The 14,021-nt window shown below is 55.2% G+C and carries 12 protein-coding genes; 8 read left to right on the forward strand and 4 right to left on the reverse strand.

The genetic code is table 11. The annotated features are described in order from the left end of the window. Positions 1 to 443: 443 nt before the first annotated feature. Positions 444 to 1,991 carry a polyamine aminopropyltransferase gene (locus FRY97_RS00230; protein ID WP_147165398.1) on the reverse strand — a complete coding sequence of 516 codons (1,548 nt, stop codon included), beginning with the start codon at positions 1,989 to 1,991 and terminating at the stop codon, positions 444 to 446. Between the two features lie 178 nt (positions 1,992 to 2,169). Here FRY97_RS00230 and FRY97_RS00235 point away from each other — a divergent pair, with 178 nt between their 5' ends. The 3 genes from FRY97_RS00235 to speD are packed head-to-tail and all read left to right on the forward strand — an operon-like array spanning position 2,170 to position 4,287. After that, on the forward strand, positions 2,170 to 2,724 hold the full coding sequence (locus FRY97_RS00235) for a hypothetical protein (RefSeq protein WP_147165399.1): 555 nt from the start codon (positions 2,170 to 2,172) through the stop codon (positions 2,722 to 2,724). Continuing rightward, positions 2,714 to 3,901, forward strand: a complete 1,188-nt coding sequence (locus FRY97_RS00240; protein ID WP_170254426.1) for a glutathionylspermidine synthase family protein — start codon at positions 2,714 to 2,716, stop codon at positions 3,899 to 3,901. Before FRY97_RS00235 ends, FRY97_RS00240 begins: the two co-directional genes overlap by 11 nt. A 14-nt stretch (positions 3,902 to 3,915) precedes the next feature. Then, on the forward strand, positions 3,916 to 4,287 hold the full coding sequence (gene speD / locus FRY97_RS00245; protein ID WP_147165401.1) for an adenosylmethionine decarboxylase: 372 nt from the start codon (positions 3,916 to 3,918) through the stop codon (positions 4,285 to 4,287). A gap of 5 nt (positions 4,288 to 4,292) precedes the next feature. Here the strand turns inward: speD and FRY97_RS00250 are convergent, their stop codons facing one another. After that, positions 4,293 to 5,465 (reverse strand): cysteine desulfurase family protein, encoded by a 1,173-nt coding sequence (locus tag FRY97_RS00250; RefSeq protein ID WP_147165402.1) that lies wholly within the window; start codon positions 5,463 to 5,465, stop codon positions 4,293 to 4,295. 182 nt (positions 5,466 to 5,647) lie between these two features. On the opposite strand from FRY97_RS00250, the gene FRY97_RS00255 reads away from it, so the two are divergent. The 3 genes from FRY97_RS00255 (at position 5,648) to FRY97_RS00265 (ending at position 8,649) form a co-directional block, all read left to right on the forward strand. Further along, complete coding sequence (locus FRY97_RS00255; protein ID WP_147165403.1) at positions 5,648 to 5,998, forward strand: carboxymuconolactone decarboxylase family protein; 351 nt, start codon at positions 5,648 to 5,650, stop codon at positions 5,996 to 5,998. A gap of 108 nt (positions 5,999 to 6,106) precedes the next feature. Then, positions 6,107 to 8,404 (forward strand): ATP-dependent helicase, encoded by a 2,298-nt coding sequence (locus FRY97_RS00260; RefSeq protein ID WP_147165404.1) that lies wholly within the window; start codon positions 6,107 to 6,109, stop codon positions 8,402 to 8,404. Next, a complete protein-coding gene (locus FRY97_RS00265) occupies positions 8,404 to 8,649 on the forward strand; it encodes a hypothetical protein (protein ID WP_147165405.1) in 246 nt (81 codons plus the stop codon). Before FRY97_RS00260 ends, FRY97_RS00265 begins: the two co-directional genes overlap by 1 nt. An 82-nt stretch (positions 8,650 to 8,731) precedes the next feature. On the opposite strand, the gene FRY97_RS00270 is transcribed toward FRY97_RS00265, so the two are convergent. Together FRY97_RS00270 and FRY97_RS00275 are read right to left on the reverse strand one after the other, a co-directional pair. Further along, positions 8,732 to 10,735: an Omp28-related outer membrane protein gene (locus FRY97_RS00270; protein WP_170254427.1), complete on the reverse strand. Its 2,004-nt coding sequence runs from the start codon at positions 10,733 to 10,735 to the stop codon at positions 8,732 to 8,734. 391 nt (positions 10,736 to 11,126) lie between these two features. Further along, positions 11,127 to 12,305 (reverse strand): T9SS type A sorting domain-containing protein, encoded by a 1,179-nt coding sequence (locus FRY97_RS00275; RefSeq protein WP_147165407.1) that lies wholly within the window; start codon positions 12,303 to 12,305, stop codon positions 11,127 to 11,129. Between the two features lie 163 nt (positions 12,306 to 12,468). Between FRY97_RS00275 and FRY97_RS00280 the strand changes: the two genes are divergently transcribed. Continuing rightward, positions 12,469 to 13,122 carry an RNA polymerase sigma factor gene (locus FRY97_RS00280; RefSeq protein ID WP_147165408.1) on the forward strand — a complete coding sequence of 218 codons (654 nt, stop codon included), beginning with the start codon at positions 12,469 to 12,471 and terminating at the stop codon, positions 13,120 to 13,122. Positions 13,123 to 13,132: 10 nt separating this feature from the next. Continuing rightward, complete coding sequence (locus FRY97_RS00285; RefSeq protein WP_147165409.1) at positions 13,133 to 14,008, forward strand: hypothetical protein; 876 nt, start codon at positions 13,133 to 13,135, stop codon at positions 14,006 to 14,008. The last annotated feature ends 13 nt before the right edge of the window (positions 14,009 to 14,021 follow it).

Genomic DNA, 14,021 nt, shown 5'->3' on the forward strand with positions numbered 1-14,021 from the left:
TTCAAAGGTGCACTGCAGGAGCACCATTCTGTAGGGGAAGGTAGGAAAAATATCTTGCCTGTTGGGCCCGCCATCAAGGCATTGTACAAATGCTTGCCCTAACTGTGCCAAATCTATGCCCGAAGTACAAAAATGCAGCCCGAAGCCCAAAAATTTGCCCCCCCTTGAACAGGGCGTAAACCAAAAAGCCGCAGGCGTTGATGCTTTTCGGGCTTTATCGCCTGGAACTGGCCTAGCGCTGCGAAGGGGTGGCAAGCCCGATAGGGCCGAGCGGACAGCGAGCCCCGTAGCATAGCGGCACCTGCCATCGGGCAGGGGCAGGCCCTAAAAAATGACAATCTGGGTTGCCCCCCTTGAACATTATGCCAAGGCTGTAGTTACACTTGGCGTAATAGGTTTTAGTTTATTTGGGGTTGCACACGGTCCATCTGTGTGCAACTTTTTTATTGCCCTTCGAGCTGTTCGCGGCTCCACTTTTCCCACTCTTCCAGGTAGTACGCCAAAAGCGCGGGCTGATCGAGACGATTGGGCTGCAGCCCGGGCAAAGGGGCAGTGTCCTTTGGGAAGTGCATCATAGCCGCCACCACTTCTTCAGACAAGTACCTAACTGGCAAGTGGGTAGAAAATGGAAGTAGGGCGGGCAACTTCCGGCCTGCAAGCACAAACCCCCAATCCCCGAAAGAAGGCACATAAGTGTGGTACGGCTGCACCTCGCCAAAGCCAGAAGCTTTGAGGGTCTCTACGATGCACCAAAAAGCCTTGCGGGTGTGGAACGGGCTCGTAGCCTGCGTCGCCAGTAAGCCGTTGGGCGTAAGCCGCTGCCGGGCCAGGTCAAAAAACCAAGTGCTGTACAGCCGTGCGACAGCCTCATTGGAAGGGTCGGGCAGGTCTACCAAGATGAGGTCGTAATAGCTCTTGGCCGCTCCAAGAAAGCGGGAAGCGTCTTGTGCGACGGTTTTCACCCTGGGGTCGAAAAGGGCCCCCTCGTTGAGTGCTTTGAGCCTGGAGTTCTGCCGGGCCAGCTTAAAGACAGCGGTATCCAGGTCCACAATGGTCAACTGTTTTACCCGCTTGCTTTTCAGGACTTCCCGCGCCAGCAGCCCCTCCCCTCCTCCTAATATGAGGACGTTCTCAGCGTAGGGCGCTACGGACACGGGCAGCACGCCAAGGGCTTCATGGTAGCGGTATTCATCCGTTGAAGAAAACTGTATGATCCGGTTGATGTACAAACGCAGGTCGTCCCGGTTGAGAGTAAGGGCCAGGTTTTGATAAGGGGTCTGCTCGCTGTAAATGATACGGTGCGGGTACGCCCGGCTGTCCCAGCGTTCCAGCAGATGGCCTGATTGCCAGAGCAGGGCAGTGAAACAAAGCCCTACCCCAAACGCAAGGGCCGCCAGCCTGCGGGCAAAACGCTTGGATAGATGCCCTACAAAGTAATACAGCACCCCTATGCCCAGCACGATGTTCAGCAGCCCAAAAGCCACTGCACTGCGGAACAGCCCAAAAAATGGCAACAGCAAAAATGGGAAAAGCAGGGTGGCCGCTAAAGCGCCAAAGTAATCTAGCGCCATGACATTGGCCAGGTTGGTGCGCAGGGGGTAGTACTTCTTCATGATCCTGGCCAGCAGAGGGATTTCAAAGCCGGTCAGCACCCCAACCCCCAGCGTAACCCCCAAGGTGAGGGCCTGAAACCCCTCTGCGCTCAGCTGCGGGAAGGAAAAGTAGAGCAAGGGCACGCTGCAGCCTCCTAGCAAGCCCAACAGGGTCTCCACTCCTATAAACCAGGCAGGCAGGTGGGCGTCGCCCAGCCATTTGCTGAAATAAGACCCTAGCCCCATAGCCGCCATGTAAATGCCGATGATAAGCGAAAACTGGGTAATGCTGTCCCCAAGAAAATAGGAAGCAGTAGTACTGATGAGCAGCTCATAAACGATAGAGCACAGCCCGGCAATGAATATCGCGCCCCCAAGGGCTGCTTTTTCTGAGACCATCCGTTAGCGTTGTGTTTTAGCAGGCTTGCAAACTAAGTGAAAAATCTGCAATCCCCAGTGTCCGCCCAATCGGCCTCTTTGTCTATCTTTCCTAGCCTTTGAGCTCATTATTTTGGACAGCCGTGCAGTTTTCTTACATTGAGACAGATATGCTTCAGCCACCATCAATTCTCCGAATATGAAAATTTATTGGAATATGCTTGCCGGAGCGCTCATCGCCTTGCTGGCCCTGAGCAGCTGCGGTGGGGCAGAACGGGTCGGGCCTACCAGTTATGAGGACGGGCTCGTGACCACCGTAAGGGAAACCAGCGACGGCACCTTCAAAATCGAGGATGAAAAGCCCGTCAGCCAGAAAAGCGCCAGTGCCATTATCGCCAAATATGCTGATAATACCGTAGACACCATCCCGCTGAGCGAAGCTCAGCAGATCATGGCTGATTCTACGGCTCAGGCAAAAAACGACTCGACCAGCAGGCACCACAACAGCCATTACCGCCGCCGGAGCTCGCTTGTGTCTGTCGCCTACTATGGCTATATGGGCTATATGCTAGGCCGGAGCCGTTCTTACGGCCCCAGCCCGGGTGTGTACATGGACCAGCGTACTTATCAGCGGGTCAATAATACAACCGGCAGCCGATTCCGCAATGCCACATCAAGGAGTACGACTTCGAAGCCGAGCAAGTCCAAATCAGGCTATGGCAGTTCCCGCTCAACCCGTTCCTATGGTGGATAGCAGACTCGAAAGCCTGAAGGAGCTCCCGCACAGCGCTTTAGCCAAGCGCGGGCTGGAATGGTTTGCCCAAGGCGACAACCATGATTATCTGGCTCAAGAAGCGATCGGTGTATCCGCCCGAGAAGTCAGTGCATATAGCCAAGCCGCAGCAGCGCTCTACAACCTGCTCCTGCGCACCGCTCAGGCTGTTCATGCCCAAGCGCTTTGGAAAAATGCCGGGGTGCCTGAAAATGCAGTCGAAGCCGTAGCATGGTCTATGCGGCGGGAATGGGGCAACCACCTGATCGGGCGTTTTGACTTTGCGGGAGGGCTAGAAGGGCTCCCCCTTCGGCTCATTGAGTTCAATGCCGATACCCTTTCCCTTATGCCGGAGACGGAGACCATCCAATCCCTATGTACGGGGCAGCTCAGGGGCAGCCGGCCAACATGGGCTGCTCTCCGGGAAGCTATGGCCCGCAAGTGGGCGCAGATTTTGCGGCAGCACCCCGGGCGCGAACCCGCCTTGCTCCTTATTGGGCTTGGGCACGAGGAAGACTGGCTGAACCTTGACGTGGTGGAAATGGCAGCCCGGCAGGCTGGCTTCACGGAAGTACACCGGGCACCACTGGAAGAGGTGATCTTCTCACCGGACGAAGGGGTTTTCCTGGAAATCGAACAGGACGCCTACCTGCGCTACGATTTTGTCTTCAAAATGGTGCCTTGGGACTTCATTGCCCACGAAGAGCCTGAGCTCATGGACATCCTGACACAGATCATCACCCGGGAGCTGTGCGTAGTGTTCAACCCTGCTTATAGCCTACTGCTACAGTCTAAAGCACTGCTCACCCTACCGGCCGAGTTGGGGCTGCAGCACCCTGCTTTGCTGAGGTGCAGCTGGGACAAAGGTGCATTTACCGGCCAACGGTTTGCCGCAAAGCCAATTTTCGGCAGGACGGGCGATAACGTCAGCCTTTTCGATGGCAGCCCTCAGCCTATAGCGCAGAATGCTGGCGACTTCCCGTCTGGCCCCTTTGTTTATCAAGAGCTGGCCCCTTTCAATACCGACAGCGATGGCGCCCGTTATCAGCCCAGTGTTTTCATGAGCGGGGAGGAAGCTTGCGGGCTCGGCATCAGGCGGCAGGAAGGGCTTATTGTAGACGACGACGCTGAGTTCATCAGCCATTTTATAACCGACTAACCCTGAACGACGGCATGGCCAGCCCTATCTTTATCCCTAAACGCACTGCCCTGGGGCAGCACGTACTCTTGGAGCTCAGTCAGTGCCCACCTGGGCTGCTTTCGGATACCGGCCGGCTGGAAGAGGCCATGCAGGAGGCCGCTGAGCGTATGGGGGCCACTATCGTCAGCAGCCACTTCCATAAGTTTTCGCCCTATGGCGCCTCCGGTGTGGTCATCATTCAGGAAAGCCACCTCACTTTGCACACTTGGCCAGAGCACGGCTATGCTGCCGTGGACATTTTCACTTGCGGGGACATCGACCTGGGCACCGGGGCCAATTTCCTGGCCAAAGCGTTGCAAGCGGGCCAATGGGAATGGGCTGCCCACGACCGCGGGCCTTCCTGAAGTACTTACTTCTCCTGGTACATTTCCCAAGCGGGGCTGGCCTGCCGCACCTTGGCAACGGCCTCCCTGACCAATGCTACAGCACGTGCCACCTCTTCTGTTTGAGTAAACCGCCCCAAGCTGAACCGCAAGGAACTGTGGGCTTCGTCGGCTGAGAGCCCCATAGCTGTCAGGACGTGGCTCGGCTCCACCGAAGCGGAAGTGCAGGCTGAGCCTGAAGAAAGCGCAAGTTGCTGCCCGAAACGCATCATTACTGCTTCAGACTCCGCATAAGGGAAGCAGATGTTAGTAGTATGAGGCAAGCGGTGGGCGGAGTGCCCGTTGAGCCGGGCAAGGGGCACCTTCAACAGCTCAGCCTCCAAGCTGGAGCGCAAACCGTTCAGGCGCTCAGCGGTAGCAGCCATTTCTTCCAAAGCGATAGCAGCTGCCTGCCCGAACCCCACAATGCCAGGCACGTTGAGGGTGCCAGAGCGCAGCCCCTGCTCATGCCCACCTCCGTACTGTTGTGCTACGAGCCCTACCTTCGGCTGCCGCCGGCTGACGTAAAGCGCGCCAATGCCTTTGGGGCCATACATTTTATGAGCGGTAAATGCCATGAGGTGGACGCCTGCCTCACGGGGGCTGCAAGGCAGCTTCCCAGCCATCTGTGTGCCATCGCTCATCAAAATCAAGCCATGCCGTTCGCAAATATTGCCAATAGCCTGCATTGGCTGAAGGACGCCAGTCTCGTTATTGGCCCACATAATAGCAACCAATATGGTATCTGGGCGGATGGCCGCTTCCAGCGCTTCCAAGTCTACCTGCCCATCCGGGCGGGGCAAGAGCCGGGTCACGGTAGCGCCCAGCTGCTCCGCCCGGGCGCAAGCGTCGAGCACCGCCTTGTGCTCCGTTGCGAGCGTGATCAAATGAGCACCTTTGCGGCGGTACTGCTCGAGCACGCCCAAAATGGCCAGGTTGTCTGCTTCGGTAGCCCCGGAGGTAAAGATGATTTCTTTAGGATCGGCACCGATGAGGTTTGCGACTTGCCGGCGGGCCTTTTTGACCGCATCTTCCGCCATCCATCCCCAGGCATGGTTGCGGCTGGAAGCATTGCCGGGCTGATCGTAGAAAAAAGGCAGCATGGTTTCAACCACACGGGGGTCGCAGGGGGTCGTAGCGTTATTGTCCAGGTATATCATATGGCGTTTGGCTTAGGTTTTTGGCCAGGGGCAACAGCCCTTTGAACAAAACAACCAAATTTAAGGATTTTCGTTGCCTCGCCCCTTCGTACCACCGGTTCAGTTTTCCTACTTTTGCCCTTCTGCAATCTTAATCCATTCAGGCAGTGGGCCTTTTCCCGCCTGGCAAACCAAATGCTGCTATGTCTATCGTAAACGAATTTAACGACTACCGCGCCCGGATGAACGAAAAAATCCTGGCAGAAGACAACAAGGTGCTGAAGCGCTTCTTCAACCTTGACACCAATGCTTATCAGGATGGTGCGCTGCCCTCGAAAACCAAAGAGCTGCTCGGGCTGATCGCCTCTATGGTGCTGCGCTGCGATGACTGCATCCGCTACCACTTGGGCAAGTGCTTTGAGCAGGGCGTGTCCAAAGCGGAAGTGTATGAGGTGTTCGCTATCGCCAACCTTGTGGGGGGCTCTATCTGCATACCGCACACGCGCAGGGCTGTAGAGTATTGGGAAGCCTTAGAGGCAGAAACACAATCGTAGCCGCCATCACTTTTTTGGTTTCAAACCACCTTCTCAGTTCTTGAAGTAAGCAATAAAGTGTAACTTTAGGTACCTAAAGCCCTTTCTTTCTGTCAAACTAAACGATGTATGAGCAATTACCTGGACGGCCTGAACGATGTACAATACAAAGCAGTAACACATACCGACGGGCCGGTCTTAGTGGTGGCGGGCCCAGGCTCGGGGAAAACCCGGGTACTCACTTACCGGATTGCCCACCTGATTGAGAAAGGGGTTGCCCCTTGGGAAATACTGGCCCTGACCTTTACCAATAAGGCCGCCCGCGAAATGAAAGAGCGGATTGGGAAAGTGGTAGGGCAGCGCGCCAACCGGGTCTGGGCGGGGACTTTCCACTCCATTTTTGCCCGTATCCTCCGCTCGGAGGCGGAAAAAATCGGCTACCCTTCCAGCTTCACCATATACGACTCCGATGACTCCAAGAGCGTAATCAGCTCTATCATTCAGGAGATGAACCTCAACAAAGAGCACTACAACCCCAATGCAGTCCTCTCCCGCATTTCCTCTGCCAAAAGCAACCTCATCACGCCCAAGCTGTATGAAAAAGATGCCGAGCTAAGAGATCAGGACCGGCAGGCCAAGCGGCCGCATATCTATGCCATTTACGCCAAGTATACTGCTAAGTGCAAGCGCTCTGGTGCAATGGACTTTGACGACCTTCTGTACCGCCTTTATGAACTGTTCCAGAAAAACCCTGACAACGTACTCGACAAATACCGGCAGAAGTTTAAATACCTCCTCGTGGATGAGTTTCAAGATACCAACCACCTGCAATACTCCATCATCCGAAAGTTTGTGCAGTACCCTGGCAGTGCCCACAACATCTGTGTCGTAGGCGACGATGCGCAGAGTATCTATGCCTTCCGTGGGGCAACGATTCAGAATATCCTCGACTTTGAAAGCGACTTCAAGAAGCATGACATACAGGTATTCAAGCTGGAGCAGAATTACCGTTCTACAGAGCATATCGTGCAAACGGCCAATGAGATCATCGGCTACAACCGCCGGCAGATCAAAAAGACCATCTGGTCGGACAAAGGCGAAGGGCACCGGATAAAGCTCATCAAAGCCATGACGGATACTGAGGAAGGGCAGCGCATTGCGGATACCATACTCGAACAAAAAAACCGCTACCACCTGAGCAACGGGGAGATTGCCATACTTTACCGGACCAATGCGCAATCTCGGGTTTTTGAAGAATACCTGCGACGGTACAATATTGCGTACAAAATCTTCGGCGGGCTGTCTTTCTATCAGCGCAAGGAGGTGAAAGACATGGTCGCTTACCTTCGCCTGGCGGTCAACCCACAGGACGAAGAGGCGCTACGGCGCATCATCAACTACCCCAAACGGGGCATAGGCAAAACTACGCTCGATAAGATAGCAACTGTAGCCAGTCAGCTGGACAAGCCCATGTGGGAGTGCCTGGGCAAAGTGCAGATAGGCAAGCGGGCAGATGCAGCTATCGCCGACTTTATAAGCATGGCTAAGACTTTTCAAGTCAAAGCACAGCAGGGCGATGCCCACGAAGTAGCGACCTACATTGCCAAACGCTCCGGCATCCTTGATGAGCTCAAGGGGGACAACTCCGTGGAAGGCATGAACCGCCTGGAAAACTTCAACGCCCTGCTTGATGGGGTGAAAGCTTTTGTAGAAGAGGACACCGTCATTGACACAGAAAACATCGAGGACAAGTCCTTGAGCAGCTACCTACAGAATATTGCCCTGCTTACCGATTTGGACACAAAGGAGGAGGAAAATGGCGATTATGTCACCCTCATGTCGGTCCATGCGGCTAAAGGGCTGGAGTTCAAGTCTGTTTTCGTGGTAGGCATGGAGGAAAAGCTCTTCCCGTCATTTATGGCCATGGAGAGCATGGATGGCATTGATGAGGAGCGGCGCCTGTTTTACGTGGCCATCACACGGGCCGAACAATTCCTGACCCTATCGTACGCCAACAGCCGCTACCGTTACGGGCAGATGCGCTACAATGAGCCCAGCCGTTTCCTGCAGGAGATACCCCTTGAGCGGCTCGAAGAGGTCAGCGGCTCGCGCAACCCTACTGTCAGGCCGGGGTTCAGCACTAGCGAGCAGGCTGGCTCCGGTGGGGCCAAGGTTTCGGGGCATTTCCGAAAGCCAGGCCGCCCTGCTGTAGCACCGGGCATCGACCCCAAAACTTTCAAAGCCGATAACCCCGCAGACATACAAGCTGGCATGAAGGTCCTCCACCTGAAATTTGGCGAGGGCAAAGTCCTTGCGGTAGACGGCGCGGCCAGCAGCCGCATCGCCACCATTTTCTTCAAGGATGCAGAAGACCCGCAACAGCGGAAGATCATGCTCAAGTTCGCCAAACTCAAAATCATTGGCTGATGAATGCGACCCCACTAAGCGGGCTGATTGAGGAAGCTCAGCACCTGAAGCGGCAGTGGTTCAAACAGCTACAGGCGCTGGAAGGCACCCCGGCATGGCGGGAAGGCTGGGCGCGGTACGACCACCTTCGCAGCCTGCTCGCCCGTGCGCAAAGTGCACAGGGGGAGGAAGAAAAGGAGCTTGCAGCAAACCTCCTCCGCACCGCCCTACAGCTGCCCAAAGATTTGCTAGGCCCGTCTTCCTAACGCTGCTTGTTGATGGCTGTTCAAAGGCAGCAGCCCGGGGATGCCCCAAGCCACTGCTTTTGAACGGCTTTGCACCCCACGGCTAACGGTGCAGTAAAATTTTGCCTGCGCCCAGCAGCTCCGCTTTTTGGCTGGCAATCCGGTAAAGGTACAGCCCGCCGCTCAGCGCGAAAGGCAAAATAACTTGGGACCGCCCACCTTCAATGGCCTGCTCATAAGCCAACTGGCCGGAAAGGCTGTACACCTGAAGGATGGCAGGCCCGCTGCTGTCGGCCCGCTCCACCCAGAAAGTACCTTCTGTAACTGGATTGGGGTAAACTGTAGACCTCACCTTGTCCGGCGTTTCTACCGTGCTGATGACATCAACTACTTCTGCCGCGCTGATGACTGGCCGGCTCAGATTGCTGCTGTTCACATTGATCAGCGCACCTGCGGCACGGATGTTCGCCATATCGAAATCCTGCGGAATGGCGTAAGAGAACGTCTGTGTATACACCTCTCCCGGGCTGACAGCCCCGGGGATGGCACCAGGCACCCCAAATGGCCCGGAAGGCAGCGCACGGAGGACGTTGTCGTGCACATAGCCTACAATTGGGCTCACCCCTCCGTATTCGTCAGAAAAATTGACCTGATCGTAGCCACTTCCCGTACCGGTCACCCCATCTTCCAGCACCATAGGCACCATACGGAAATCGCCCGCTCCGTAGTCGGTGAAAGTAGTTTGCAAGGCTATATCAAGGGTCCGAGCGCTCTCGTTGACCTGATAAGAAACGGCTACCTGCGCTGGGGAAGGCACCTGCCGGGCGGCCTCTACCGCGCTGCCCCAGCTATCCCTTTGTAGAGGGATGGCCCCATCGTAAGGGCGCCGGTTGATGATGGCCTGGGGGAAAGCAAAGATATTGTAGGCTACCCTCAGCCCTTCCGGAAAATCCATGGCATCTGCATGGTGCACACTAATGATCTCTACCTGATCGCCAAAGCTGGTACGTATGTCATCCAGAATAAGCTTCCCGAATATACAAGCGCCGCACCAGGCACCGGAGAACTCTTCGATCAATACTTTGGGCACCTGGCCTGAGCCCTGCCCCACGGCCACATTGAGGCTGGCCTCATTGTTGCAGCTCTGGCCATCCGCCTGGGCCATGCCGTTGACTTTTTCTATATGCGCAACTACCGTTTTATGCCCTGCAGCCCCTGTCTCGAGCAGCTGTCCGGGGGCAAACGCCATACTTCCCAAAGCCGGCAAGTTGATGCCCTCCACTATAGCCGTTTGGACCGGGCCGCCCTCAAAGCCATAGTGGAGCTCAAAGGATTGGATTGCGCTCTGCCCTTGATTCTTGAGCAGGAAACTGGCTTGCTGCTGCGCCTCACTGAGGTAAAGCGGCAGGTTTATCCCCTGTAGGGAAAGGTCTAGCTCCAGCCCAGCCGGCTGGAAGCCAAACAAGCGGTCGTCCCCTTGGAGGAAAATATCGCTGGAGCCAAAACTGGCCATCCCACTGCCAGCAGCCACCACTGCTTCAGTGCCCTGCCCATTTTCGACCCCGATCACTCCGTCAGCATTATTGCCCTGGTAAAGCCCTACCTCTATACCGCCGCACTCGTACAGCCTCAAGGAGAAGTAGTAGGAGCCGGAAGTCTGATAACTAGCTACAGAGCGCCAAGTAACGGCATGCACACGGTTGGGGGCTTTGCCCCAAGTGCTGGCATACACCACATCTTGGGCAGAGGAATTGCCATTGAGGTAGAAATCGTGCCAGAATGCATAGACTGCAAGGTTGGGGCCTGCAGCTTGTGGAAGGGCAGAGGGGGCGTTATAACTCACTGTAGCACTGGGGTCGAAGGTGATGTAGCCGTTATCGCTGGCAAAGTAGCCGCTGACTGGCTCACCGAAAAAGTTGAATTCGAAAGGAAGGGGCTGCCAGTCGGACAGCACATCATCTTGGCTGCCGGTCAGCAATATGGCATCGAACTGGCCTTGGAAATTATCGGTTTGGCTGCTGCCTGTCCGCTGCACCAGATCGTAAGACTGGGCAAAGGCCGGGGCAAAAGCAAGCACACCCCCTAAAACTAGCAGGAAAGTTTTCATGGCTAAATTTTTTAAAAAAGCGAGCCCCACCCTGGAGCGGTGTGCGCTGAGGCCCAGAACAGGAAAAGGAATAAAAGCTAATAGCTGGGCGCAAACCAAAAATGCCGCCATCTTTTAGGCACTATCATGGCACCGGCCTAGCGCTGCGAAGGGGTGGCAAGCCCGACAGGGCCGAGCGGATAGCGAGCCCCGGAGCATAGCGGCACCTGCCCTTTGGCAGGGGCAGGCCCCCATCTTTACAGCAGGGGCAGGCCAAAAAATGAGGCTTTGGTTTTCGCCCAACCGTATAATGCGCTAGAGCGCCCCGTTGCAAGTGGCGCAATAGGACAGCAAAGCTCAGGCTTGTTTGGAGCTCGTTACAAAGCCACTCCAAACAAGCGCTAAGCCTGGGCTACTGCCGCAGCGCAATTTTGCCTGAGCCGACAGTTTGGCCAGCAGCATTGGTAAGCTGGTAAAAGTAGCTGCCGGCAGTCAGCTGGGCAGGGAGGGAAATGCGCTCCAATGGCCCCACAACAATCTGCTGATGAGCCAGGCGCCCGGCAGTATCAAACACGCTAAGGCCCCACTCTTCTGTACTGTTTTTATCCAGCTGCAGCTCAAATTGATGCCCGGCTACAGGATTGGGGAATACCTTGTGCGCGACCTGCGGCACCTGCTGCCAGCGGGTGCTGACTACAGGAGTGCCGTTTTGGAATAAGTCCTTGTTCTGCAGTGCAGTTTCCAGTTCGCCATCTGCCGAGAAGAAGTAGACGCCAAAATAGTCCAGCCCTGGCATGTAAAAATAATAATGAGTGGCATTGCTCTCACTGCCCTGCGTCAAGCCGAGGGGGGCGAGCAGCGCAGCCGGCAATGGGTTGTTAGCGGCATCCAAGAAGCTGTCCCTGCGGGTATTCTGCTCCGTCACCAGCAAGGTTTCAAACTCCAGGACTTCCTCCGTGTCAGGATCACGCAGCAGTATCGTCCCCCAGCCATTTACGGTAGTAGAAACGGTGCGGTCTATTTGTTGCCTTACCGCAAACCCAGCCAGCCCGAAGGTTGGTGCATTGACGACAAAGTTGATGTTGCTCCTGCTGTCCATTCCCCACTCATCTTCATAAGCCATAGGCAGCTGATAGATGGCCCGTGCAACCGACTCGGCCCGCTCGCCACCAACTATGATCAGGGTATCTGCAGGGTTGCCCGTAGCAGCTTGCAACGGCAGCTCAAGCGATAGGTCTACGAAGCCATCGATAGAAAAACCATCATCGGTAAGGGTAAAATACCGGTTGATGAGTACAGGTACACCTGCATATACAGATTCAATGGGCGCATACAAATTGGAGGACGGGAAAAACTCTGTATCGTTGGCAGAAAAGACGCCGATCTGGCTGCCATTGAAGGTAATATTGGAATAATCCCAAACTTTGTCTTCTCCGCCTTCCGGCAAAAGCACCTCGTTAATCGCCAATCTGGTGTAGTGGATGGTATCCCCATTGGGGCTCATGGTGATGTCGCCAGGCTGAAGGCTGATCTGGGCAAAAGCAGGGAGCGCCAAAGCTAAAAGGAGCATGCTAAGTACTAATGATTTCATGTTTGCTGAGTTTTTAAGTTGTAATGAATGCCTACATATGGGATGGGCAGGCAGGATGTGACACTTGGGGTCAACTTTTTTCTCCTTCCCTTCTTTTTGGGCAAAAAAGCTTAATTTTTAGCTGCATTTGTCACGAAGTGCTATTTCAATTCATAAGTGGGCATTGAGCGATACAATGGAAGAACAGGCGAAGCATGCATTCCCCTCCTACTGCGATCGGCTCCGGGCAAAAGACCCGGCAGCCTGGCAGTGGCTGATGGGGCATTTTGAAGAAAGGGTGAAGCCCTGGCTTTTCCAGAAGGTTGGGGCACTGCCCAAAGGCTATAATATGGCCAGGCAAGACTTTGTAGAGGAAGTGTTCGCCCAGGCTACTTATAAGTTCTACGACCTTTTCCAAAATGGGCACTTTGAAACCCTGGCGGATTTACGGGGCCTGATGTTCCGCGTAACGGAATTTGCCGTCAAGGAAGGCTACCAAAAAGTAAAAAGAGACCAGAAACTTTATTTCAGCGATGAGATTGCCCCTGAATCTATGAACGATATGAACGCAGAAGCCCAAGCTGAGAAACGCAAACAAGAAGCCCTTGAAATCGTCAGGGCATTCATCCGGCAGCTCCCCCGCAAAGACCAGGACATCCTAGGGCTTTATCTCGACGGGCTCTCTTTCCAAACCATCGCGCTGCGCACCGGGCTGACAGAATCCAACTGTAGAAAACGAAAACAACGGGCACTGGAACAAGTCAAGCATTTGTTCTTCAGCCGCTTGCATTGGATAGCAGCCCTAGTGCATGCCCTTGGGGGGCTCCCCTTACAATAACTTTGCTGCTATGGACAGAAACTACATCGACCGCAATAACATTATCGAGCGCTACCTCTTGCACCAGCTCACTGACGAAGAGCGGCACCGCTTTCGGACCGCCCTCTTGTTTGACCCCAAGCTCAGGGAGGAGGTGGAACATACCCGCCTCCTTCACCGTCAGATAAAAGCGAGCATTGCCCGTCAGCAGCCAAGGGCTTGGTACCAAAACCGCAGTTACCTGGGGCTGGGGCTTTTCGCCTTGCTGATGGCTGCCGTGCTCATTTGGCTGGCCCTGCCCGAGCCATCAGCTCCCTCTCCCTCTTCGCCCAGCGCACCCGCCATCCCCAAGAGCACAACAGCTCTGCCCAAACAGCCGGCAGCAGGGGCTGAACAAACAGCAGTGCCCAAACAGCCGGCAGGCCAGGCAGATGTTGAGCAACGAACAATACCCCGGACTAAAAGACAGCTCCCCCCCCCTATGCCTGAAAAGCCACAGCCCATCGCCCAATTGGAGCCGAGCTATGCGCCCCACCCTTACCTCGATCAGTTCACAGATAGCTACAACCGCAATAGCCAGTCTATAGCCAGCTTAACGCGCACCCCCGACAGCTTGTACCGCATCGGAGAGGATGACAGCCTGCTGTTCCAGCTTGGCGGGCGGCTCCGCGTAGAAGGGGCGGTGCCGGCCGAACGGTTTGTTGTACGGATTTTCAGCAATAAGCTGGAGGACTTCGAAAGTTTCCGCCCCCTGTACAACCTTTCTCCCGCCATCAGCATGGGTGAAGGCGAGCCCACATTCTCCGCTGCCGCCAAGCTGCAGCTACAGCCTGGGCTATACTACTACCTGCTAGAAGATAACGAGGCAGAAGACCTCATCTATACAGGCAAATTCATTGTAGAATAAATACCGCTTAACC

This window comes from Phaeodactylibacter luteus (assembly GCF_007993045.1).
Lineage (GTDB): Bacteria > Bacteroidota > Bacteroidia > Chitinophagales > Saprospiraceae > Phaeodactylibacter > Phaeodactylibacter luteus.